At 63.1% G+C, this 23995-nt stretch carries 25 protein-coding genes; 21 read left to right on the top strand and 4 right to left on the bottom strand.

Annotated elements, in window-relative coordinates; genetic code table 11:
* The coding region (locus KDH09_05030) for a glycoside hydrolase family 3 protein (protein MCB0219038.1) at window positions 1-291 on the bottom strand (291 nt) is incomplete at its 3' end.
* Window positions 292-476: 185 nt separating this feature from the next.
* Window positions 477-1265, bottom strand: coding sequence for an alpha/beta fold hydrolase (locus KDH09_05035; GenBank protein MCB0219039.1), 789 nt, complete (start codon window positions 1263-1265; stop codon window positions 477-479).
* 209 nt (window positions 1266-1474) lie between these two features.
* On the opposite strand from KDH09_05035, the gene KDH09_05040 reads away from it, so the two are divergent.
* The 11 genes from KDH09_05040 (at window position 1475) to KDH09_05090 (ending at window position 13837) form a co-directional block, all read left to right on the top strand.
* Window positions 1475-2584 (top strand): phosphate ABC transporter substrate-binding protein, encoded by a 1110-nt coding sequence (locus KDH09_05040; protein MCB0219040.1) that lies wholly within the window; start codon window positions 1475-1477, stop codon window positions 2582-2584.
* A gap of 184 nt (window positions 2585-2768) precedes the next feature.
* Complete coding sequence (locus KDH09_05045) at window positions 2769-4997, top strand: ABC transporter permease subunit (GenBank protein ID MCB0219041.1); 2229 nt, start codon at window positions 2769-2771, stop codon at window positions 4995-4997.
* Window positions 4990-6594: a phosphate ABC transporter permease PstA gene (gene pstA, locus KDH09_05050; protein MCB0219042.1), complete on the top strand. Its 1605-nt coding sequence runs from the start codon at window positions 4990-4992 to the stop codon at window positions 6592-6594. Before KDH09_05045 ends, pstA begins: the two co-directional genes overlap by 8 nt.
* Window positions 6595-6614: 20 nt before the next feature.
* Window positions 6615-7430, top strand: a complete 816-nt coding sequence (locus KDH09_05055) for a phosphate ABC transporter ATP-binding protein (protein ID MCB0219043.1) — start codon at window positions 6615-6617, stop codon at window positions 7428-7430.
* On the top strand, window positions 7430-8125 hold the full coding sequence (gene phoU / locus KDH09_05060; GenBank protein MCB0219044.1) for a phosphate signaling complex protein PhoU: 696 nt from the start codon (window positions 7430-7432) through the stop codon (window positions 8123-8125). The genes KDH09_05055 and phoU overlap by 1 nt, the downstream gene beginning before the upstream one ends.
* Entirely contained in the window at window positions 8122-8823 is a 702-nt protein-coding gene (locus tag KDH09_05065) for a response regulator transcription factor (GenBank protein MCB0219045.1), read from the top strand. The genes phoU and KDH09_05065 overlap by 4 nt, the downstream gene beginning before the upstream one ends.
* A complete protein-coding gene (locus KDH09_05070; protein ID MCB0219046.1) occupies window positions 8820-10580 on the top strand; it encodes a HAMP domain-containing protein in 1761 nt (586 codons plus the stop codon). The genes KDH09_05065 and KDH09_05070 overlap by 4 nt, the downstream gene beginning before the upstream one ends.
* 90 nt (window positions 10581-10670) lie before the next feature.
* A complete protein-coding gene (locus KDH09_05075) occupies window positions 10671-11252 on the top strand; it encodes a TetR/AcrR family transcriptional regulator (GenBank protein ID MCB0219047.1) in 582 nt (193 codons plus the stop codon).
* On the top strand, window positions 11249-11773 hold the full coding sequence (locus KDH09_05080; protein ID MCB0219048.1) for a hypothetical protein: 525 nt from the start codon (window positions 11249-11251) through the stop codon (window positions 11771-11773). The genes KDH09_05075 and KDH09_05080 overlap by 4 nt, the downstream gene beginning before the upstream one ends.
* 120 nt (window positions 11774-11893) lie before the next feature.
* Window positions 11894-12688, top strand: coding sequence for a crotonase/enoyl-CoA hydratase family protein (locus KDH09_05085; protein ID MCB0219049.1), 795 nt, complete (start codon window positions 11894-11896; stop codon window positions 12686-12688).
* A gap of 27 nt (window positions 12689-12715) precedes the next feature.
* Window positions 12716-13837 (top strand): beta-ketoacyl-ACP synthase III, encoded by a 1122-nt coding sequence (locus KDH09_05090; GenBank protein MCB0219050.1) that lies wholly within the window; start codon window positions 12716-12718, stop codon window positions 13835-13837.
* 69 nt (window positions 13838-13906) lie between these two features.
* Here KDH09_05090 and KDH09_05095 read toward each other — a convergent pair whose 3' ends face one another.
* Window positions 13907-14722: a mechanosensitive ion channel gene (locus KDH09_05095; protein MCB0219051.1), complete on the bottom strand. Its 816-nt coding sequence runs from the start codon at window positions 14720-14722 to the stop codon at window positions 13907-13909.
* Window positions 14723-14906: 184 nt separating this feature from the next.
* Entirely contained in the window at window positions 14907-15518 is a 612-nt protein-coding gene (locus tag KDH09_05100; GenBank protein ID MCB0219052.1) for a MarC family protein, read from the bottom strand.
* 181 nt (window positions 15519-15699) lie between these two features.
* Here KDH09_05100 and ectA point away from each other — a divergent pair, with 181 nt between their 5' ends.
* The 10 genes from ectA to KDH09_05150 form a co-directional block, all read left to right on the top strand.
* Window positions 15700-16170, top strand: coding sequence for a diaminobutyrate acetyltransferase (gene ectA / locus KDH09_05105; GenBank protein ID MCB0219053.1), 471 nt, complete (start codon window positions 15700-15702; stop codon window positions 16168-16170).
* A complete protein-coding gene (gene ectB, locus KDH09_05110; protein ID MCB0219054.1) occupies window positions 16163-17464 on the top strand; it encodes a diaminobutyrate--2-oxoglutarate transaminase in 1302 nt (433 codons plus the stop codon). The genes ectA and ectB overlap by 8 nt, the downstream gene beginning before the upstream one ends.
* A gap of 38 nt (window positions 17465-17502) precedes the next feature.
* Window positions 17503-17919 (top strand): ectoine synthase, encoded by a 417-nt coding sequence (locus KDH09_05115; protein MCB0219055.1) that lies wholly within the window; start codon window positions 17503-17505, stop codon window positions 17917-17919.
* Between the two features lies 1 nt (window position 17920).
* Window positions 17921-18829 carry a phytanoyl-CoA dioxygenase family protein gene (locus KDH09_05120; GenBank protein MCB0219056.1) on the top strand — a complete coding sequence of 303 codons (909 nt, stop codon included), beginning with the start codon at window positions 17921-17923 and terminating at the stop codon, window positions 18827-18829.
* A gap of 29 nt (window positions 18830-18858) precedes the next feature.
* Window positions 18859-19761, top strand: a complete 903-nt coding sequence (locus KDH09_05125; protein MCB0219057.1) for a phytanoyl-CoA dioxygenase family protein — start codon at window positions 18859-18861, stop codon at window positions 19759-19761.
* Window positions 19752-20654: an ectoine/hydroxyectoine ABC transporter substrate-binding protein EhuB gene (ehuB, locus tag KDH09_05130; protein MCB0219058.1), complete on the top strand. Its 903-nt coding sequence runs from the start codon at window positions 19752-19754 to the stop codon at window positions 20652-20654. Before KDH09_05125 ends, ehuB begins: the two co-directional genes overlap by 10 nt.
* Window positions 20655-20660: 6 nt before the next feature.
* Complete coding sequence (gene ehuC / locus KDH09_05135; GenBank protein ID MCB0219059.1) at window positions 20661-21311, top strand: ectoine/hydroxyectoine ABC transporter permease subunit EhuC; 651 nt, start codon at window positions 20661-20663, stop codon at window positions 21309-21311.
* A gap of 25 nt (window positions 21312-21336) precedes the next feature.
* Window positions 21337-21990: an ectoine/hydroxyectoine ABC transporter permease subunit EhuD gene (ehuD, locus tag KDH09_05140; GenBank protein ID MCB0219060.1), complete on the top strand. Its 654-nt coding sequence runs from the start codon at window positions 21337-21339 to the stop codon at window positions 21988-21990.
* Window positions 21991-21998: 8 nt separating this feature from the next.
* Entirely contained in the window at window positions 21999-22730 is a 732-nt protein-coding gene (ehuA, locus tag KDH09_05145; protein ID MCB0219061.1) for an ectoine/hydroxyectoine ABC transporter ATP-binding protein EhuA, read from the top strand.
* Between the two features lie 288 nt (window positions 22731-23018).
* Window positions 23019-23995, top strand: a 977-nt coding sequence (locus KDH09_05150) for a DEAD/DEAH box helicase (GenBank protein MCB0219062.1), incomplete at its 3' end; no start/stop codon positions are given.

Below are 23995 nucleotides of genomic sequence, written 5' to 3' on the forward strand. Positions count from 1 at the left end.
GCCGCCGGGGTGGCGCACCAGGTTGATGGTCGGCGAGTAGAGGATGTTCGCCCCGATGGCTTTGGCCTCGGCGCCGATGGCGGCGTGGACGCGGCGCTCAAGCTCCACGTCCCAGCTCGCCCCGCGGGCCATGGAAACCGGGAAGGCGGTGGTGAAGAGATTGGCCCCGCGCGAGGCACCCGTGGGCAGGAAGGGCGGAATGCCCAGCCGCTTGTTCACCCGCGAGGGCACGGGCATCACGATGAGCGCTGCTCCCACGGCGACTGCGCTGCGGGCCTCGGGCATGCTCATCTGGTCGATCTTTTCTTCGAGCGTGAGCCTGGAGAGCAGATCGGCCACGCGCTCCTCGACAGGGAGCGAGGCGTCCTTATAGGGAAGGGCCTCGTCGCCGGGTTTTGGCGCGAGCATGTCCGCCAGCCGCGCGCAGTAACGGCGGTGGCGCGCAAGCGCCGCGCGGGCCAGGCGGGACTTGAGGCTCATCCCAGGAACTCCGCGATCAGCGCGTTGGCCTCCTCGGCGCGGTCGAGCAGGAAGCCGTGGGCGGTATCGCCGAGCACTTCGAGCCGCGCGCCGGGAATGCCGCCGGCCAGGATGTCGGAATTGCGTGGCGGAACGAGCACGTCCCTGTCGCCGGTGATGACCAGGGTCTCGTGGGTGAACTCGCCAAGGCGCGGTTTCGTATCGTGGCCCATGATGGCGCCCATCTGGTTCCTGAAGCCGCGCGCCGAGGGCGCAAAGCGAATGCCCAGGTCCACCATCTTCTCCATGAGGGAGGTCTCGGCGGCGATGGTCTCGTCGGTAAAGAGCAGCCGCAGGTTGTCGCGGGCGATCTGTTCGCGGCTCTTTCCCTTGACCTGTGTCATCAGGGTGAGCACCTCGGCCGAGGGCGGCGCGTGATGGGTGCCCGGCGTCGTTGCGCACAGCACGAGCTTGCGGACTCGTTCGGGATGATTGAGCGCCACGTGCTGGGCGATCATCCCGCCCATGGAGACGCCCACGACGTGGGCGGACTCGATCCCCTCGGCGTCGAGAATGGCGGCGGCATCGGCAGCCATGTCGGCCATGGTCCAGGCCTCACCCGGCACGTCGGAATCGCCGACGCCGCGGTTGTCGTAGACAATGGCCGTGTGCGACCCGGGGAAGTGTGCGAGCTGGGGGAACCACTGCTCCTTGGTACCGCCAAGGCCCATGATGAAGAGGATCGGATCGCCCGATCCGTGGACTTCGTAGCTGAGTTCAACCTTGCCGTTGTGTGCATGAGGCATGGGCGCTTCCCTCCCCGGAGCGGTGCAGTCATCCAAGTAGAGCCCGCCGCCCGCCGGGCGGCAAGGCGCGCCGCGGCACCCCGGAGGCCCGCGACGCGCCGCGACAGGGGCGGGCGCGTGATTGAACTGAGAGCGCAAGGGGTTTTGGTGCTTTGGGCAAGATGCGGCAATTGTGACAGCAGAAAAAACCGCTTTTAGAGGGGCCTCAGATGGCCCAAAAGCGCGATTTTCACCTTTCTCAGCGTCTTTACTCGCGCGTCACAATATCGTCACACTGCGCCTTTAGTTTTCGGCCACGATTCGCTCAGGCGAACAACGGAGGAAACAGCGTGAAAAAGGGTAATCAGAAATCGGGACTGATCGGTCGCCTGCTTGTCGTAGCGGCCGTTCTGGGTCTCACCGTGGCCACGGCTGCTCATGCAGTCGAGGTCGATAAGAATCTGCCTTCCTACAAGAAGGTCAGCGGCGTGAGCGGCAACCTCAATTCGATTGGTTCCGACACCCTGCTCAACCTGATGACGTTCTGGGCGGAGAAGTTCCGCGAGTCCTATCCGAACGTCAACATCGGCATCGAGGGCAAGGGCTCGAGCACCGCTCCCCCGGCGCTCATCGAGGGCACCTCGCAGCTTGGTCCCATGTCCCGCAAGATGAAGGACAAGGAAGAAGACGCCTTCGAGAAGAAGTTCGGCTACAAGCCGACGCATCTGCGTGTGGCCGTTGACGCCCTGGCCGTCTTCGCCAACAAGGACAACCCGATCGAGTGCCTCTCGCTCGAGCAGGTGGACGCCATCTTCTCGAAGACCCAGAAGATGGGTCACTCGCCGATCAACACCTGGGGCGAGGCCGGTCTCAAGGGTGACTGGGCCAAGCGCCCCATCAGCCTCTACGGCCGCAACAGCGCCTCGGGCACCTACGGCTTCTTCAAGAAGAAAGCCCTGGGCAAGGGTGACTACCGCGACACCGTCAAGGAACAGCCCGGCAGCGCTGCCGTTGTGCAGTCGGTCGCCGTCGAACGCTACGCCATTGGCTACAGCGGCATCGGCTATGCCACGCCCGACGTGAAGGCCGTTCCCCTGGCGAAGAAGGCCGGAGAGACCTGCTACGCGGCCAACGCCGAGAACGCCTTCTCGGGTCACTACCCGCTGGCGCGCTACCTGTACGTCTACGTGAACAAGGCCCCGGGCAAGCCGGTCGACAAGCTCACCGCCGAGCTGCTTCGCCTGGTTCTTTCGAAGGAAGGTCAGGAAATCGTGGTCAAGGACGGTTACTACCCGCTCAACGCCAAGATCGCCGCCGAAGAGCTGGAACTGCTCAAGTAAACGGGCAGAATCTTCAGCATCAGGTTCAGCCGGCTTGATGCCCGGTGCGAAAGTGAAGCAAGCGAGCAACATGAGCACGGCACCACTGGCTGACAAGCCTGAACAGAACAACGCGGGGGCCCCGGATTCGCCAGAACCCGGGGCCCCCGTTACTATTGCCGACAGCGAAAGTCCCGGTGGGAACATGGACCCTTCACCCAAACCCTGGCGCACCGCCGCATCCCGTCTGGCAGCCGACAGCGCCGCGCGCTACGTCGTCACCGGCGGCGGTATCACGGTCATCGCGGCGATCATGGCGATCATGCTGGTGATCGCCATCGAGACCATGCCGCTGTTCTTCGCGGCCAAGGCAGCGATCCTTGGCGGCGGTTTGAGCGACCCGGGCGGCGCGGTGCTGGCCCTGGGCGCCGACGAGCACCGCAGCCACATCTACTCCGTTACCAAAGACGGCATTCGTGTCGAGACCATCGACGGAGAGCCCGTCGCAATGGATAACCTGCTCCCCGATCTCGAGGGCGCGCAGATCATCGCCGCCTCCGAGCCCCGGCACGGCCACTTCGCACTGGGGCTGAGCGACGGTCGCGTTCTGCCCGTGAGCGTGGATTTCAAGATCTCCTTCGACGAGAACACGAATCGCATCGTCGTTCCGAGCATTGAATACGAAGACTTCATCCCCATGGCCGAGCCCGGCGAGGGCATCAACAAGCTGGCCTGGGTTTTTTCAGAGGGCGTTCGCGTCGCGGCTGTTGCGGCTGCTGACGGAAAGCTCAAGATCGAAAAGCTCATCATTGAAGAGAGCGACTTCGGCGGCGGCGACGTCGAAGAATACGAACAGGAATTCGAGGAAGGCTGGGAAGGACAGATCACCTCCCTGGCTGCCGACGATCGCGGCGATGATCTGATCGTCGGCACCAGTTCGGGCAAGATGTACCGCGTCGACCTGCGCGACCCCGAGGACATGGCGTTCTCCGGCGTCGCCATTGCGGGTAGCCGGCTGAGCGACCCGGTCACCGCGCTGGGCTACGTTTTCGGCGGTCTGACCCTGGTGGCCGGTGCCGAGTCGGGCCGCGTGAGCACCTGGCAGATCCTTCGGCGCGAATCCGGCGGCTTTGGATTCGTGCACATGTATGACTACGAGCCGCACGACGCGCCGGTCATCGCCTTTGCGCCCTCGCTGCGCAACAAGAGCTTCCTGACCGCCGATGCGCAGGGCAGCGTGCACCTCAACCACGGCACCACGGGCAAGACCCAGTGGGAGGGCGAAAACGTCATCAGTGAAGTGAGCGCGCTCGCCTTTGCGCCGAAGTACGACGGCTTCCTTGTCGCAGGCAGCAGCGGCGCCATCCAGAACTGGGCGCTCGATGACCCGCACCCCGAGGTCTCCTGGAGCACGCTTTTCGGCAAGGTCCAGTACGAGGGCTACACCGAGGCGGCCTATTCCTGGCAGTCGAGTTCCGCCTCCCAGGACTTCGAACCCAAGTTCTCCCTGACGCCGCTGATCTTCGGCACGCTCAAGGGCACGTTCTACGCGCTGCTCTTTGCCGTGCCGATTGCGCTCATGGCGGCGCTCTATGCCTCGCAGTTCATGAACCCCGGACTCAAGAGCTATCTCAAGCCGACCATCGAGATCATGGCAGCCGTGCCCAGCGTGGTAATCGGCTTCCTGGCAGGCCTGTGGCTCGCGCCCGTGCTCGAGGGCGTGGTGCCCGCGGTGCTCGGCGCGTTCGTTGTCTTCCCGGTGGTGATTCTCTCGGGCTTCTTCGCCTGGCAGAAGGCGCCGGTTGCCTGGAAGCGTCTGGTGCCTGCGGGCCGCGAGATGTATCTGGTGTTGCCGCTGGTGTTCGTGGGGACGCTGATTGCCATCGGCTTTGGCGCGCTGATCGAGAGCAGCCTGATGGGCGGCGATTTCCGCGAATGGCTGCTGAGTGCCATGGGCGTGAACTACGACCAGCGCAACTCGCTGGTGATTGGTATCGCCATGGGCTTTGCCGTCATCCCCATCATCTTCACCATTGCCGAGGATGCCATCACCAACGTGCCCCCGCATCTTGGAGCCGGCTCTCTGGCGCTGGGGGCAACGCCCTGGCAGACGGCGATTCGCATTGTGATGCCCACGGCGAGCCCCGGCGTGTTCTCGGCGATCATGATCGGCCTGGGACGCGCGGTGGGCGAGACGATGATCGTGCTCATGGCCACCGGCAACACGCCGATCATGGACCTCTCGATCTTCAACGGCTTTCGCGCCCTCTCGGCGACGATCGCAGTGGAACTTCCCGAGGCGCCCCACGGCGGCACGCACTACCGCGTGCTGTTCCTGATGGCGCTGATCCTCTTCATCATGACGTTCTTCGTCAACACCGCCGCCGAAGCAATTCGTCTGCGGCTGCGAAAGAAGTATCAGGCTTATGCGTAAGTTCTTTCAAAGCGGCGAGCCCTTTGTCTGGCTGACCGGCGGGTCGCTGGCCTTCTGCCTGCTGATCGTGGGTTTCCTGATGTATCTGATCGCGAGCAAGGCGCTGGTGTATTTCTGGCCCTCGGATGTCGCGCGCATCGAGATGAGAGATGGCAATGTTACCCTGGGTGAGATCGTCGAGCGCGAACAGATCCCGGTGGCCGACACCGACGGCAAGAAGATCGTCCACCGCATCAAGGTCAAGCGCGGCAACCGCGACGTCTACGGTCAGGACTTCATCTGGCTGGACGAAGAAGAGATCAAGGATGTCAGCTACCCCGAAGACATCGTCACCGTCGAGCGCCGCGAGTGGGGCAACTTCTACGGTGAGTGGAAGGGGATTGCCGAGGGCGGCGAGATTCACGAGGCCGGCTGGAATGACCTCCAGAAAGACATCGACGCCGCCTTCGCCCTGCACGAGCGCGTGCAGGAGATTGCCCGTATCGATATCGGCAAGCTCAACAAGAAGATCGAGGACGTCGCCATCGAGCTGCGCGTTCTTGAAGACAGCGGTGTGACCACCGGCGCAAAAGTCGAGGCGCTCGAGAACAAGAAGCGTGAACTCGAACACGAGAGCCAGGCGGTTCAGGGCGAGCTGGCGAAAATGCGGACATCCATCACAAGTGCGATGGCCATGGTCACTGTCGACGGGCGCGATCGCGAGCTGCCCATGATGGGCGTCGTGCACGCCTACCGCCCCAACGCCATGGGCTTTGTCGGCAAGGCCGGTTTCTACGTGATGAAGTTCTGGGAGTTCATCTTCCACGAACCGCGTGAGTCCAACACCGAGGGCGGCGTTTTCCCGGCGATTTTCGGTACCGTCGTGATGGTGTTCATCATGACGCTCATCGTGACGCCGTTCGGAATCCTCGCAGCGTTTTACCTGCGCGAGTATGCCAGACAGGGCGTAATGGTGAGCATCGTGCGCATTGCGGTGAACAACCTGGCGGGCGTGCCCTCCATCGTCTTCGGCGTGTTCGGTCTGGGCTTCTTTATCTACGCGGTGGGCTCGGGCATCGACCACACCTTCTTTGCCGACCGGCTGCCCACACCGACCTTCGGCACCGGCGGCGTGCTCTGGGCCTCACTCACCCTGGCCCTGCTCACCGTGCCGGTCGTCATCGTCGCGACCGAGGAGGGCCTGGCGGGAATTCCCACCGGCATTCGCGAGGGCTCGCTGGCCCTTGGCGCAACGAAATTCGAGACCACCTGGCGCGTGGTGCTCCCCGCGGTGGCGCCTTCGATGCTCACGGGCCTGATTCTGGCCATTGCCCGCGCCGCGGGAGAGGTGGCGCCGCTCATGCTCACGGGCGTTGTGAAGCTCGCGCCCTCGCTGCCGATCAACGGGATCTTCCCCTACGTCCATCTCGACCAGAAATTCATGCACCTGGGGTTCCACATCTATGACGTGGGATTCCAGTCGCCCAATGTCGATGCCGCGCGCCCGATGGTCTACGCGGCCTCGTTCCTGCTGCTCATCATTGTTGTTGTGCTCAACCTCGCCGCCATTCAGATGCGCAACTACCTGCGCAAGCGCTATGCGCTCTCGGCGGTGTAACGAAGTAATCGAGGGATATCATGTCTTCAGTCGAAGCCGCACTCAAAGGAAACCGCTCCGGGGGCAAGAATGCCGCCGAGCACAAGACTGCCATCGAAGTGGGCAACGTCGAGATGTACTATGGCGAAAAGCGCGCGCTTCATGGGATCACCTTCGACATTCCCGATCGTCAGGTGACGGCCTTCATCGGCCCGTCGGGCTGTGGCAAGTCCACCCTGCTTCGCTGCTTCAACCGGATGAACGACCTGGTCGAGGGCGCCCGCGTGGTCGGCAAGATCAACATCCACGGCAACGACATCTACCACCCCGACACGGACGTGACCGAGCTGCGCCGCCGGGTGGGCATGGTGTTCCAGAAGCCCAATCCCTTTCCCAAATCGGTCTATGAGAACATTGCCTACGGGCCGCGCATCCTGGGGGAGACGAACAAGGCGAAAATCGACGAGCTGGTCGAGAAAAGCCTGATGGCCGCCGGGCTGTGGAAGGAAGTGAAGGACCGCCTCAACGACAGCGCGCTGGGCCTCTCCGGCGGCCAGCACCAGCGCCTGTGCATCGCCCGGGCCATCGCTGTCGAGCCCGAGGTCCTGCTCATGGACGAGCCCTGCTCGGCCCTCGACCCCCTTGCGACGACCAAGGTTGAAGACCTGATCGAAGACCTGAAAAACGACTATACTATCGTGATCGTGACTCACAACATGCAGCAGGCCGCGCGCGTCTCCGACTATACGGCGTTCTTCTACATCGGTGAGCTGATCGAGTTCAACGAGACAAAGACGCTGTTCACCACTCCGTCAAAGGCGCAGACGGAAGACTACATTACGGGGCGATTCGGTTGATGGAAACATTGCAGAAAAAAGAGCATACCGATCGGCACTACGAGGCCGACCTCATCCACCTTCGCGAACGTGTCCTGGCCATGGGCGCGCGCGTCGAGCGTATGATCGGCGGCACCATGCGCGCCCTCGTTCAGCGCGACGAAGACCTGGCCAACGAAATGATGGAACTCGACAGCGAAGTCGACCGCGACGAGAGCGAAATCGACGAGCTGTGTCTGAACCTGCTGGCCAAGCGCCAGCCGGTGGCCAGCGACCTGCGCTTCATCACCCTGTGCATGAAGATTGTCACCGACCTCGAGCGCATGGGCGATCTCTCGGTCAACATTGCCGAGCGTACCCATGAGCTGATGCGCGAACCGTTGCTCAAGCCGCTCATCGACCTGCCTCGCATGGCCGAGCTGGCCCAGGCCATGGTCCACGGCGCGCTGGACGCCCTTGTCGCAAAAGATGTAAAAAAGGCGGAGGAGATCCTGGAGTCCGACGACAAGGTCGACAAGCTCAACGAACAGATCTTCCGCGAGCTGATCACCTACATCATCGAAGATTCCAATGCCGCGCGGCGTGCAATCAGCCTGCTGTTCGTCTCGAAATACCTCGAGCGGATCGGCGACCACGCCACCAACATCGCAGAAATGGTAATTTTCTGGGCCGAAGGACAGGACATCCGCCACGGTGCGGGTGCAAACCGCGAATGAGTAATCCCTCCATCCTGGTAGTAGAAGACGATCCCGATATCGCCGAGCTGCTTCGTTTCAATCTCGACGAAGAGGGCTACAAGATCGACATGGTCGGCCGGGGCAAGGAAGCCCTCGATCACCTGCGCTCGCGCACGCCGGACCTGGTGATCCTCGACCTGATGCTCCCCGATCTCTCGGGCCTGGACATTTGCAAGGAAATCCGCTCGTCGAAGGAACACAGCCAGACGCCGGTGCTCATGCTCACCGCCAAGGGCGAGGAAATCGACCGCGTCGTTGGTTTCGAAGTGGGCGCCGACGATTATGTCACCAAGCCCTTCAGCGTGCGCGAGCTGTTGCTCCGCGTGCGCGCGCTGCTGCGCCGCTCCGACCCGTTGCCGCCGACCAAGCAGCAGCTCAAGGCCGGCGATCTCGAACTCGACACCGTGGGCCAGCGTGCCCGCGTGAGCGGCGAGGAGCTCAAGCTCACGACGACCGAGTTCAAGCTGCTGCAGTACTTCCTTGAAAACCCCGCCCGGCTGCTCAGTCGCGACCACCTGCTCGAGCGGGTGTGGGACTACTCCGAGGATACCGAGTCGCGGACCGTCGATACCCACGTGCGCCGCCTTCGCAAGAAGCTCGGTGAAATGGGCGACGTCATCGAGACGGTCCACGGCGCGGGCTACCGCTACAACCTGACCAAGTACGGCAAACCGTGAGACTCCACTGGAAGATCGCGCTCGGGGCGCTCTTTGTTTCGGTGGCAGCCATCGTTGCGGGAGCGATCTACATTGCCCCCGCGCTGCGCAAGGATGTGACCTCGAATATCGCCGACGTCCTGCGTGAAGAGACGGCGGTCCTCCAATCGGTCCTCGAAAAGCGATCCGCCGAAGAACTGACTACAAAATCGCTCCAGCCCTGGGCCCGCGCCCTGGGCCGCGGGGGAATCTCGCGCATCACGATTGTCGCGCCCGACGGCCGCGTGCTGGCCGACTCGGATGTGAGCGTTGAGGAACTCCCGAGTGTGGAAAACCACGGCGACCGCCCCGAAGTGCTCGCCGCTCATGAAGAAGGCGAGGGGGTTGCCCAGCGCCGCAGCGGCACGGTGGATGTGAAGCTGCTCTATGTCGCGCGCCGTGTGCGCATGGGCAAGGGTTTCGGCGTGGTGCGTGTGGCTTACCCGCTCTCGGCCGTGAACGAGGCTGTCACCCGTGTGACCCAGGTCCTTTGGGGCGCGGTGGTCTTCGCGTTCATTCTGGCGAGCATCCTGAGCGTGTTCGTCTCCCGTTGGGTGGCCCAGCCGCTGCGCCGCCTGGCAAGCGCCGCGCAGGAGATTGCCGACGGCGATCTCTCCGTGCGCGCCGAGACGGATTCCGGGGATGAAGTCGGCGAGCTCGCCCGCAGCTTCAACGAGATGGTCGCGCGGCTCGAATCGCTCATCGGCGTCATTCGCAACGAGCGCGAGCAGGCTCAGCGCATTCTCGCCACCGTGGACGAAGGCATCATTTTGCTCGATGAACGCGACTTCGTGGTGGCGGGTAACCGGGTTTTCGTCGATCTGTTCAAGGCGCCCGAGCAGCTCAAGGGGCGCTCGGCGCTCGAACTGGTGCGTTCCGACGCGATCCAGCGCGGCCTGACCGCGCTGCGCGAGGGTGAAGAGCGCTACGAGCAGGAGTTCGTGCTCGAAGCCCCGCTGGGCGAGCGCCGCTTCGAACTGGTTGCAGCGCCGGTTCTTGAATCGGGCGTGCGCACGGGCGCGGTGCTGGTCTTCCGCGACGTCACCCGCACGCGGCGGCTCGAAGAAGTGCGCAAGGAGTTCGTCGCCAACGTCAGCCACGAATTGCGCACGCCGCTCACTTCGATTCGCGGTTATGCCGAGACCCTCTCGGGCAAGCTCCAGGGCGACGAGACGCTGGCGCGCTTTGCTGACTCCATCGTTCGCAGTGCCGAGCGCCTCTCGGCGCTCGTCAACGACCTGCTGGAACTCTCACGGCTCGAACGGCCGGAATTCACCCCGCGCAAGGAAAACCGCGACCTGGGCGAGGAACTCAGGAACGGAATCGGGCAGTTTCAGGACCGTGCGGCGGGGCGCAAGATCGAACTGGTCTTCGAGCCCGAGGAATTCGACCATACCTGCAGCTTCGACGTGCGGCTGATCGATCAGGTGCTGACCAACCTGCTCGACAACGCCTTCAAATACACTCCCGACGGCGGAGAGATCTGCGTGAGCACCGAGCCGCGCGAGGGTGCCATCCGTGTCTGCGTCGAGGACACCGGCCCGGGCATTCCCGAGAAAGACATCCCCCGGCTCTTCGAGCGTTTCTACCGCGTGGACAAGGCCCGCTCGCGCGAGCTGGGCGGCACGGGCCTGGGACTGGCAATCGTCAAACACATCGTCGAGCGACACGGCGGCAAGGTCGGCGTGGAAAACCGCGCCGGCGGCGGCACCCGCTTCTGGTTCGAACTCCCCGCCTGAGGGATTGAGCGGCTCCAGAAGGGGGGGCCAGCAAAAATGCCTTGTTCCATACCATACCGTATGGTATCTTTCTGTCACTTCGGGGGAGCCATGCAGGCAGAAGCATCCACACTGAAATCCGCCACCTCGCGCGGGCGTGCCGACTGGGTTCTGGCAGCCATTGAGCTGGTTGCCGCCGAGGGCGAGAGTGGTGTGCGCATCGACCGGCTCTGCCGGGATCTGGGCGTGACCAAGGGCAGCTTCTACCACCACTTCGGCTCGCGCCAGGATCTCATCGACGCGGTGGCCGACTACTGGTCGCGCGAGCAGCCGCTGGCGGTGATTGCCGACCTGCGCGCGAGCAAGGCCGGCCCCTTCGAACGGCTCGTGGCGCTCACGCGCGTTTACGCTGATCTCGATATCGGCGCGCGCGATCATGCGATGCGCGCATGGGCGACCTCGGACCCGACGATCGCCGCGGCGGTCGAGTCGGCCGACGGCGCCATCCTGAAGTTTCTCGACGAAGTTCTGCTGGAGATGGGTGTGCCAAAGGCCGACGCCTTCGCGCTGGCGCGGGTGCTCATGTTCTCGACGATCGGACTCTACAGCGCCGCCGGCGTGGTCGATGAAAAGGAGCGCCGCCGCGTGGCGTCCTGGCTGGTCAAGTTGATTGAGGAGCGAAAGAAACAATGATCGAGGCAATTCGCGAAACCCTGGGGCCCTGGTATGTCTACATCAAGTTCGTCCACGTGCTGGCCGTGATGATCTGGGGCTGGAGCACGATGGTGGGCTTCGGCTGGTACCTGCGGCCCATGTACATCAAGTGGCTCCGCAATCCGGGTGACGAGGTCGCGCGTGAGCGCCGCAACTGGGCGATGGAACACTTCGACCGCGGCGTCGTTCCAGAACATGTCGCCTTCCCCATCGTGATCGTCACCGGTCTCCTCATGTTCATGGTGGGGGACTGGCACCTGGGAATGAACTGGCTGACCTTCAAGCTGGCACTGGTCTTCGGAATCTTCGTGCCGATGGAAGCGGTTGATTACTACCTCTCCCACTTCGGCGGGAACAAGGAAAAGATCAAGAAGACCGGCGACATGGAACGCTATGAGAAAATGATTCGGGTTCATTGGAAGTTCTTCATCGTCACCACGCCGCTGGTGGCGATCTTCATTCCCACGATCATCTTCCTGGCCATCGTCAAACCCTTCTAGAAGGCCAATGCGGCGGCGCCGCAGTTCATTGGCCCGGCCCGGGGGAATCGGCTACGTAAGCAACCGGAGCGGGCCGCCCCTGCGCAGCGGGGAAACTTGCGGCCCCCACGGGAGCCGTTCATGTCCGAGCTCGTCATCACCACCATCGAAAACGGAGTCGCCGACGTGCGACTCAACCGCCCCGAAAAGCACAACGGCCTCTCGACGGCGATGTTTGAAGAGATCACCGCCGCCGGCGAGGCGCTCAAGTCCGACAAGTCGGTGCGCGCGGTCGTCCTCTCGGGCAACGGGCCGAGTTTCTGTTCGGGTCTCGATGTGGGCGGCGCGTCCATGAACCCGGCGAGCGTTGCCGAGAAGATGAAGGCCATCGCGGGAAGCCCCGCCAACTTCTTCCAGAAGCCCGCCTGGGTATGGAAGGAACTGGAGGTCCCGGTGATCGCCGCCATCCACGGCGCGACCTTCGGCGGCGGCCTGCAGATTGCGCTCGGCGCGGACATCCGCATTGCCCATCCGGAGACAAAGCTCAGCGTGATGGAAGTGCAGCTCGGACTCATCCCCGATATGACGGCCAGTGCCACCCTGCGCGAACTGCTTCCCCTGGATGTGGCCAAGGAGCTCGCGCTCACGGGCAAGAAAATCAGCGGCGTCGAAGCCGCCGAGCTTGGACTCGTCACCCGCGTGGCCGATGACCCGCTTGCCGAGGCCACTGCGCTGGCAAAGGAAATCGCCTCGCGCAATCCCGATGCCACGCGCGGCATCAAAGTGATGTTCGATGCCAATTGGTATTGCAGCACGCAGGAAGCGCTCGCCCGCGAGGCGGAGTTGCAGATGAAGATCATCGGCTCCAAGAACCACATGGAAGCCATGGCCGCGCGCTTCCAGAAGCGCGACGCGAAGTTCGACGACCGCAAGTAGGCGCGGCATCCCGAGAGGCAATTAAAGATGAAAGATGTAGTCATCAGCGGCACCGGCCTGTTCACGCCCGACCAGTCAATCTCCAACGACGACCTGGTCGAGTCCTTCAACGCCTGGGTTCGCAAGTTCAATGAAGAGAACAAGGATGCCATCGCCGCCGGCAAGATCGAGGCCGAGCAGGAGTCGGGCAGCGAGTTCATCGTCAAGGCATCGGGCATTCAGAGCCGCTACGTGATCGACCGCGAGGGGATTCTCGATCCGAATCGCATGTGCCCGCGGATTCCCGAGCGTCCCAACGACGAAGACTCCCTGCAGTGCGAAATGGGAAAAATCGCCGGTCTCGAGGCGCTTGAGCGTGCCGGGAAAAAGGGCGCCGACGTCGACGCGGTGTTCGTCGCCTGCTCGAACATGCAGCGCCCGTACCCGGCCATGGCCATTGAGCTGCAGAATGCGCTGGGCTGCGGGGGCTACGCTTTCGATCTCAACGTCGCGTGTTCGTCGGCGACTTTCGGGATCCTCACGGCGGCCAACGCCGTGCGCACGGGCACTGCGAAGGCGGCGCTGGTCATCAGCCCGGAGATCTGCTCGGGTCATCTCAACTTCACGCGCCGCGACTCGCACTTCATTTTCGGTGATGCCTGCACGGCGGTGCTGATCGAAGCGGCCGATACCTGCACTTCGCCCAATGCCTTTGAGATTCTCGGCACGAAGGCCGTGACCCAGTATTCCAACAACATTCGCAACAACTTCGGATTCCTCAACCGCTGCGACGAATCGGGGATCGGCAAGGAAGACAAGCTCTTCGTGCAGAACGGGCGGCAGGTCTTCCGCGAGGTATGTCCCATGGTGGCCGAGCTCATTGGCGGGCATCTGGAGGAGCTGGGTCTTGCCCCCGATGCTGTCAAACGCTTCTGGCTCCACCAGGCGAACCTGGGAATGAATCAGCTCATCGCCAAGAAGCTCCTGGGCAAGGACGCGCCCGAGGACAAGACGCCGGTCATCCTCGACGAATACGCCAACACCAGCTCGGCGGGATCGATCATCGCCTTTCACAAGTATCAGGACGACTTTGCCAGCGGCGAGCTGGGCGTGATCTGCTCTTTCGGGGCGGGTTATTCCATCGGCAGCGTTGTTGTGCGCAAGAAGTAGCCTTCCCAGGCTCTTCCAAAGAAAAACCCCGGCGCTTGCCGGGGTTTTTTGTTGCGGAAGTTTTCGGGCTTAATCGGCCTTGTGCACAACGATCTGGTTGAAGGGGATCTCGACCCCCGCCTTGTTGAGCGCGTTGTAGGCGGCGCTGCGCACTTCGTGCAGCATGGCCAGGTAGTCGGGCGTGTTGCACCAGCAGACGATCTTGAACCCCAGCGCGCTGGCGCCCATGTCGACGAAGGCGACGGCGGGCTCGGGATCCTTGAGCACGACTTCGAGCGACTTTGTCGCCTCGAGCAGGATGTCCTGGACCTGTTTGAGATCGGCGCCGTAGGCCACGCCGACCTCGACCGCGCCGCGGCGGGTGCCCAGGGTGGTGATGTTCACGATGCTGCCGCCGGTGATCGCGCTATTGGGAATGATGATCTTCTGGTTGTCGGGCGTGGTCATGGTGGTGGCGAACATGCCGATGTCGTTGACGGTGCCCGTGTGCCCGCCGGCAGTGACCACGTCGCCGAGCTGGAAGGGGCGGAAGAAAAGAATCATCACGCCGCTGGCGAAGTTGCCCAGCGTTCCCTGCAGTGCCAGACCGACGGCCAGACCGGCGGAAGCGAAGACCGCGACGAGGCTGGTGGTCTCGACGCCCACCGCGCCGAGCGCGGCGATGACCGTTGCGGCGAGGATGGTGTACTGAAGCATGCCCGCCAGAAAGCGACCGAGTGCTTCATCCAGGTTGCGCCTGCGGAACAGGCCGATGGTCAGGCGGTTGCCCCACTTGCTGGCAATCCAGCCGACAACAAAGATTGTGAGTGCGATGAGCGCCGACTTGACCACGGGCACCATGGCCTTGAGCTGCTCGGGTGAATCAGAACCAAAATTGAAATCCATGTGAGTCCCCTTCGGGAAGGTGTGGAGTCCGGCCATCGGGTGCACAGATGAGGAGGCGGACCCGGAAGCCTTTGTCAGGTCGCCGCTGCTGTCTGTGCCCGATGTGCGAGAGTTCCCGCACGGGAAATTGGCCGGTCACGGGGGGGCGGTCAAGGTCGCCGAGGAGGCAGGGCGATTCGCAGGGCTAGCGCCCGAGCCAGCTATCGAGCCCGCGGAAGATCATCTCGACGGCGATCGTCCCGAGCAGGATCGCGCTGACCCGGCCGACGATGTCCATGTAGCGCTCGATCAGGCGGTAGTTGCGCTCGCGCACGCGGTCGAAGACGACCTTGAGGCCAAGCAACACAACAGTGGTTGCAAGCACGGCCGTGACGATGCCCAGTGAGGCTTTCCACAGCGGGCTCTGCGCGCCGATCAGCACGCAGGCGCTCACTGTTGCCGGGCCGATCATAAAGGGCATGGCGATGGCGCCGGCCAGATGCTCGGGATCGCCGCGCAGCTCGATCATCACCTGACCGCCGACCAGCATCGAGCGGACGGCGATGAGCAGGAACACCACGCCGCCGAATGTCTGGAATGCGGCAAAGCGAACCTGGAACACATCCTGAAAGATACGATCGCCACCCCATGCGAATGCGATGTAGGCAATCGTGCTGATGATCATTGCGCGCGAGAGGATGCGCGTGAACACAGGCAGCTCGAGACCGCGAATCAGATCGATCAAATAGACCGACACGAGGAAGGGATTGATTAGTACTAAAAGAAAAAGAACCGACTGGGAGAATGAATCGTGCATGGGTGTGCACCATGTAGACACATGTGCAACTTGACTTCAAGCCCCATGTCTGGTAGCCTCTTCGTTGCGCCGCATCATGCGCACACAATCAAATTAACCAGATAAGAGATAGACGCGAGAGGAGGACCTCATCGCTTCCGCCGTTACATTTTCCGCCCCCGATTCCGACGACGCCGCCGCTGTGTGGCGTCTGATACGGTCCAGTCCGCCTTTAGACCTGAATTCCCCCTACTGTTACCTGCTGTTGTGCGATGAGTTTTCGCAGACCACCGTGGTTGCACGCGATGGCGACGCAATCGTCGGCGCTGTGACGGGATTTCGACTTCCGAAAAATCCCGCCGTGCTCTTCGTCTGGCAGGTTGTCGTTGCCGCCTCCCATCGCCGCCAGGGCCTTGCCCGGCGCATGATTCGCGACATTCTTGCGCGTCCGGCAAATGCCGACGTGTGCGCCATCGAAACCACCGTTTCTCCCTCCAACGAGGCATCGCGCGAGATGTTCAGATCTCTCGCGCGCGAGCTCGGCGCGCCCTTCGATTCCATCGGTGGATTCTCCGAGCAGTTGTTCCCCGACATCGGGCACGAGGAAGAAACCCGTTACCGAATTGGCCCCTTCACCCGGGCCGCAAATACTCAGGAGAGTAGCCATGCTTGACGCCGTTCAACGATACGAATCAGAAGTCCGAAGTTACTGCCGGTCTTTTCCCACCGTCTTCGATACTGCAAAGGGCAGCAAGGTCTGGGACAAGGACGGGAAGGAATATCTCGACTTCTTCGATGGTGCGGGCGCGCTGAGCTACGGGCACAATCATCCGCAAATCAAGGAGAAGCTGATCGAATACATCTCGCGCGACGGGATCACCCACGCGCTCGACATGGCGACCGTTGCCAAGGACGATCTGCTCGAAACATTCTGGAAGCTCATCCTGGAGCCCCGCGGGCTCAACTACAAGGTGCAGTTCCCCGGTCCCACCGGGACCAACTCCGTGGAGGCCGCGCTCAAGCTCGCGCGCAAGGTGACTGGGCGCGACAAGGTGATGTTCTTCACCAATGGCTTCCACGGAATGACGCTCGGTGCGCTCTCGGTAACCGGCAACGGTTTCAAGCGTGAGGGCGCGGGCATCGCGCTCTCCAACGGCGTGTGCATGCCCTACGGCGGTTACCTGGGCGACGACGCCGATACGATCAACTACATGGATCGCTTCCTGGCAGATACCAGCAGCGGCGTCGACATGCCCGCTGCCGCCATCGTCGAGACCGTGCAGGCCGAAGGCGGCGTGAACATGGCCAGCTTCGGCTGGCTGCAGAAGCTCGAAGCCCTGTGCCAGGAACACGGCATGTTGCTCATCGTCGACGACATCCAGGTCGGCTGCGGGCGCACCGGCCCGTTCTTCAGTTTCGAGCCGGCGGGCATCACGCCTGACATCGTGTGTCTGTCCAAGTCCATCGGCGCCTACGGACTGCCCATGGCGCTCACGCTCATCAAGCCCGAGCTCGACCAGTGGGCACCCGGCGAGCATAACGGAACCTTCCGCGGTCACAACCTGGCTTTCGTCGCCGCGACTGAGGCGCTGCGTCTTTTCTGGAGCGATGACAAGCTGCAGAAGGAGACCGAGCGCAAGGGTCGTATGGTTCGCAAGTTCCTCCAGGAAATGAAACGCAAGTATCCCGACCTTGCCGATGACGTGCGTGGTCGCGGGCTCATTCAGGGACTTTCCTGGAACAATGATGATCTGGCCGGTGAGATCTCCATGGCCGCGTTCAAGCGCGGACTGCTCATCGAGACCTCCGGCGCCAAGGGCGAGGTGGCCAAGGTGCTCCCGCCGCTCACGGTTTCCGATGACGAACTCAGCAAGGGCTTTGCCATTCTCGAGGAAGCCGCCGCTGAGGCTGTCGCAGGCGTGCGTGCGCGCCGCGACGAAGAGGACGAAGAGAGCAAGTCGGCCTAGCCCATTTTCCGGACAACACAGAGGTAAAAGAGACAGCGATGATCGTCAGAACACTGAAGGATCTTGAAGGAACGGACCGCGTCGTGGAGGCGCCCAACTGGATCAGCCGCCGGATGCTGCTGCGCAAGGACGGCATGGGTTTCTCCTTCCACGACACGACCATCAAGGCGGGCACTGAGACCCACATCCACTACCAGAACCATCTCGAAGCTGTGTACTGCGTTGGCGGCGAGGGGGAGATCGAGGACCTCAAAACGGGCAAGATTTACCCCATTTCCGACGGCACCATGTACGCGCTCAACGAACACGATGAACATCTGCTGCGCGCCAGCAAGGACCTGCGGATGATCTGCGTGTTCAACCCGCCGCTGACCGGCCGGGAAACGCACGATGAAAACGGCGTCTACCCGCTCATCACCGATGATGACGAGGAGGCCGAAGACGTTGCATCGTAGAATGCCATCCGATCCCTACGCCTCGCGCGTGGGCGGAGAAGGCCGGATCGTCGATCGCGTGGACCCTGTGGTCTACGGCAAGGCAAATCCGTCCGGCGAGTTCGCCCTAAGCAGGGAGCAGGTCCGTTTCTATGAAGAAAACGGCTACCTGGTGCTCGAATCTCACATGCCGGACGTGGTAGATGCCCTGCTCGAAGAGACCGAGATGCTCGGGAAGAAGCTTGCGGGACGTCCCGAACTGATTGCCGAGCCCGACAGCCAGGTGACGCGTACGATCTTTTCACCCCATGAGTTCGGCGAAGTGGCCGGCAGGGTGGCCGGAGATCCGCGATTGCTCGATCCGGTGCGACAGCTTCTGGATAGCGATGTTTACATCCATCACTCGCGCACGAACATCAAGCCGGCGCTCGATGGTCGTTCGTTCCCCTGGCATTCGGATTTTGAGACCTGGCACGTCGAGGACGGAATTCCCCGGCCGCGCGTGCTGACCGCGTGGATTTTTCTTACCGAGAACACGTGCTTTAACGGCCCGCTCTTCGCAATCGCGGGTTCGCACAAGTGGTACTACTCCTCGCCCGGCTGGACGCCCGAGGAAAATCACCTGCGCTCCCTCAAGCGTCAGGAATACGGGACGCCGAGTGCCGACGTACTCCGGCGGATGATGGAGTCCGGCAAGGATCTTGTCTCGCTAGTCGGTAAGGCGGGAACCGTGGTCTTTCACGAGGCCAACATCATGCACAGCTCGCCCGACAATGTCTCGCCCTGGCCACGTACCAATATCTTCTATGTCTACAACAGCGTGGAGAACAAGCCGACCGAACCCTATGGCGGCACGCCCCCGCGCCCGCGTTTTTTACGAAATACGAACTTCAAGCCGGTTCGAAGGGGACGTCCCTTCGGCACCGGCTGATCTGCAAACCCCAGCAAGGAAAGGAATCTATGAGGCGACACGACCTGTACCCATCCCGAGAGGAAAAACCGCGAATTCACGAGCGACGCGATCCGGTTCTCTACAACGATCCCCGGCCCAGCATGACGGGCCTGATCGATGAGGCGGCCGCACGTTTCTACGATCAAAACGGTTTTCTTCATTTCGAGGGCCTGCTGGACGAGGAAGAGATCCGACGCCTGCGCGAGATCGCCCGCCGCGTGGAACAGGACCCCGGCGCCTTTGCATCCGACGAGGCGGCCATCGTGGGCACCGAGAGCGGCGTGCACTCGGTCTTCGGCGCTCATCAGAGCAGCGAAGTGATCGCCGAGGCGGCAAGCAATCCCAAGCTCCTGGAGATCGCCGAGCACCTGCTGGGCAGCACGCTCTCGATCTATCAGACGCGCATGCACTTCGAGCCCGGCTACGACGTAGCCGAGGAGCGCCCGAGCTGGCGCTCGGACTTCGAGACCTGGCACGTCGAGGACGGCATGGCCCGAATGCGCGCAGTGAGCTGCGCCATCACCCTGGAAGAGGACAAGACCCGCGAGAGCGGCCTGCTGATGATTCCCGGCTCGCAGGGGCAGTTCATCGGCTGCGCCAGCCCCGAGGACGAAGTGGCGCTGCCGCTGCTCGATCCGCTCACCCAGCCCGACGAAGCGCTGGTGCAGTGCCTGGCCCGTGACCACGGCGTGGCTTCCCCGGAAGGCAAACTCGGATCGGTGACTTTCTTCGATTCGAACATCATGCGCACCTGGCTCAAGAGCCACGAGCGCAGCAATCGCGTAGCCGCGGCCTTTGTCTACAACAGCACGGAGAACCTGCCGGCCGCGCCATTTGGCGGGGACACGCCGCGTCCGGAAGTAATTTCCGACAGGCGCGCCGACCCGCTGCCCTCGGTGTGGTGCCTGTGAAGCACCGGGCGGGGCAGGGCCCGCGTTTCTTTGCAGTTTGTTTGTGCCTGCTGGCGCTCGCCTTCACGGCGGCATGCCAGAAACAGGAAACCCGCAGCACGCTGGAGCGCCTTCGCGAGAGCGGCAAGGCGCGGGTGGGCTTCGCCAACGAGGCACCCTTTGCCTATCTCGATTCCGAAACCGGCGAACTCACCGGTGAGGCCCCCGCCATGGCGCGGGTGGTGCTGGAGAAGATCGGGGTCAAGGAAATCGAGCCCGTGGTCACCGAGTTCGGTTCTCTGATCCCGGGGCTCAAGGCCGGGCGCTTCGATCTGATTGCCGCCGGGATGTACATCACGCCCAAGCGCTGCGAGCAGATTGCCTTTTCCAACCCGACCTACGGCCTGGGCGAGGGATTCATCGTGCAGGCGGGCAATCCGCTGGGGCTCCACAGCTATGGGGATGTGCTCAAGAATGAAGACGCACGCCTTGGCGTCGTCTCCGGCACGGTGGAGATCGGCTATGCGCAGTCGCTCGGCATTTCGAAGGACCGCATGGTCGTCTTTCCCGACATGCCCAGCGCCGCGGCCGGCGTGGAGGCCGGGCGCGCCGACGCTTTTGCAGGAACCAGCCTGACGGTGACCGACCTCCTGTCAAAATCGCAGAGTGGCAAGCTCGAGCGTGCCGAGCCGTTCACCGACCCGGTCATCGACGGCAAGGCCGTGCGCGGTTACGGGGCATTCGGTTTCCGGATGGAAGATGCCGACCTGCGCGACGCCTTCAATAAACATCTTGCCGCGTTCATTGGAACGCCGGCGCACCAGGCGCTGGTCAATCCCTTCGGTTTCTCACGCAACGAGTTGCCGGGCGATGCAACCGCCCAAGCACTCTGCAATCCCACGCCCGCCAAGTAATCAGTCATGGATCTGCCGCCTCCGCTGGACCTGCTGCCGGCCCTGAGCACGGGGCTTGGCATCACGCTGGCCCTGACACTTGGCGGCGCCGTGCTGGCGGTGCTCACCGCTCTTTCGGTGGGGCTGCTGCGTATCTCGCGGCGACGCTGGGTGCGCGCGGCGGCGATTTCCTACGTGGAGTTTTTTCGCGGCACTTCGGCACTCGTTCAACTTTTCTGGGTCTACTTCGCCCTGCCGCTGCTTGGTGTGGAGCTCCCGGCACTCACTGCCGGGATGTTGGTGCTCGGGCTCAACGCCGGGGCTTATGGGGCCGAAGTGGTGCGCGGCGCCATGGACGCGGTTCCCCATGAACAATGGGAGGCCGCCCACGCATTGGGCTTCTCGCGCCGCCGGATGATCTGGAACATCATGCTCCCCCAGGCGCTTCCCGCGATGCTGCCGCCCGCGGGCAACCTGCTCGTCGAGCTTCTCAAGAACACGGCGCTCGTCTCCATGGTGACGCTCGCCGACCTGACCTTCCGTGCGCAGACGTTGCGCGCGGCCACGCTGCGCACCGGGGAGATCTTTGCCCTGGTGCTGTTACTCTATTTCGCCATCGCGCTGGTACTGACCCGCGCGATGCGCGCCGTTGAGCGCCGCGTGGCGATTGCGAGGTAGCGGCGTGTTCGACTTCGGCTTTGCCATGGAAGTTCTGCCCGCGCTGCTCGGCGCGCTGCGCATCACGGTGCTGGCAACGGTGCTGGGGATGGGCTTTGCACTGGTGGTGGGGCTCATCTGGGCGCTGCTGCGTCGCTCGCCGCGCCGCTGGCTGAGCGCGCCGGCCGGTGCAATTGTCGAATTCCTGCGAAGCACGCCGCTCCTGGTGCAGCTCTTTTTCCTCTTCTACGTGCTGCCCGACTGGGGCGTGAGCCTCTCGGCGCTTGCGACCGGGATTCTGGGCCTTGGCCTCCACTACAGCGCCTATACGGCCGAGGTCTACCGTGCGGGGATCGAGGGCGTTCCGCAAGGGCAGTGGGACGCGGCCGCAGCGCTGAACTTCTCGAAAGCACGCACCTGGCGCGCCATCATCCTGCCACAGATCGTTGCTCCCACGCTTCCGGTACTGGGCAACCGCTTCGTGGCCATGTTCAAGGACTCGGTGTTGCTCTCGGCCATTACGGTGGGCGAAGTGCTCCAGCAGGCGCGGCTGATTGGTTCCGAGAGTTTTCGCTATCTGGAGCCGCTCACGCTGGTGGGTGTGCTGTTTCTGATCGTCAGCGTCGCCGCCTCGCGCGGGCTTCGCGTCTTCGAACTCAAACTCAACGCAGGCCGTCGCGGCAGGGGAGCGCTTTCATGAGCGAGCCGATCATCGAGCTGAAGAGCGTCACCAAGCGCTTCGGCGATCTCACCGTCCTGCGGGAGATGAGCCTGAGCGTGCCGCGTGGGCAGAAGGTCGCCCTCATTGGCCCCAGCGGTTCGGGCAAGTCCACGCTGCTGCGGGTGATTATGACGTTAGAGCAGATCGGCAGCGGCGAGCTGCGTGTCGCCGGGCAGAGCGTGCGCTACGACGAAGCCTCCCTGCGCGCGACGCGCCGCCACGTGGGCATGGTCTTTCAGCATTTCAATCTCTTCCCGCACATGAGCGTGCTGCGCAACGTGACCGAGGCGCCGGTGCATGTGCTGGGTCTCTCCCTCGAAGAAGCGCGAGATCGCGCGATGGACCTGCTCGATCAGGTGGGGCTCCGGGAAAAGGCGGACGCCAGACCGGCCCAGCTCTCGGGTGGGCAGAAACAGCGCGTGGCCATCGCCCGTGCGCTTGCCATGCGGCCCGATATCCTGCTTTTTGACGAGATCACCTCAGCGCTCGATCCCGAACTGGTGGGTGAGGTGCTCGGCGTGCTGCGCGAGCTGGGGCGCAAGACCGACATCACCATGCTGACCGCCACGCACGAGATGGACTTCGCAAAGGACTTCGCCGACCGGGTGCTATTCCTGGAAGGCGGTCGGATTCTCGAAGACGCCCCGCCGGCAAAGATCTTCACCGAGCCCGACAACGAACGCACCCGCGAGTTCCTGCAGCGGGTTCTGGGGGCCTGAATCGACCCGAGTCCCACCGCGGACAACGCCCTGAATGCATCGTTTAAGGGCTCTTCAGGGCTGAATCGCACAAATATCGCGTCCCCATGGTGTTTTCAGGGCAAATGGGTTAAGGTCCGCCCATCATAGCTCGGCCGGAGTCCTTCCGGCAGGCGGCGCACAACAGGATTCAGCCAAGAATCGCGCCCGCAAAATCATCTTAACCAATTACTGTTGTATCGGTTGGAACGGAGCATCCCGACGTGTGCGTACACACGTTTGCACGTCCCGGTGCTGATACAGGATATTATGTCTACTACAGAGACCTCGACCGAGTTCGCACAGTTCGAACTCGGCCCCGCGCTTCAGCGCGGAATCGCTGAGGCCGGCTTTACTTCGCCGCGCCCGATTCAATCACAAGCCATCCCCGACGCCCTTGCAGGGCGCGACGTGCTGGGCCTTGCCCAGACGGGCACCGGCAAGACGGCGGCCTTTGCGCTGCCGATTCTCGAGCGCCTGCTCTCGGGCCGCGGCAACGGCGACCCCCGGGCGCTGATTCTGGCGCCCACGCGCGAGCTGGCCAACCAGATCGACGTGGAGATCCGCACCCTGGCGCGTTTTACGCGCGTCAAGACGGTCACCATCTACGGCGGCATGTCCATTCAGAAGCAGGTCAACCAGCTCCGTCGCGGCACCGACATCGTCATTGCCTGTCCGGGCCGTTTGCTCGACCTGCTCAATCGCGGGGCGCTGCATCTCAAGGCGGTCGAGACCCTCGTCCTGGACGAGGCCGACCACATGTTCGACATGGGCTTTCTGCCCGACATCAAGCGGATCCTGAAGGCGCTGCCCGCCGAGCGCCAGAACCTGCTCTTCTCGGCCACGATGCCCAAGGAAATTCGCGGCCTGGCCGACAACCTGCTTACCGACCCGCTGGTCGTCGAACTGGCCAACACCATGCCGGCCGAGACGATCGAGCACGCGCTCTATCCCGTCGCGGAAAAGCGCAAGCTCGACCTGCTCAAGTATCTCATCGATCAGGCCGACTTCAATTCGGCGATCGTGTTCACCCGCACCAAGCACCGCGCCAAACGCCTGGCCGAGCAGCTCGACAAGGCCGGCCACCGCGCCGTCGCCCTGCAGGGCAACATGTCCCAGGCCCAGCGTGACCGTGCGATGGAGGGCTTCCGTCGCGGACGCTCCGACATCCTGGTTGCGACCGACATCGCCGCGCGCGGTATCGATGTGGCGAACATCTCCCACGTGGTGAACTTCGACGTGCCCAA

The organism is Chrysiogenia bacterium (genome assembly GCA_020434085.1).
Taxonomy (GTDB): Bacteria; JAGRBM01; JAGRBM01; order JAGRBM01; family JAGRBM01; genus JAGRBM01.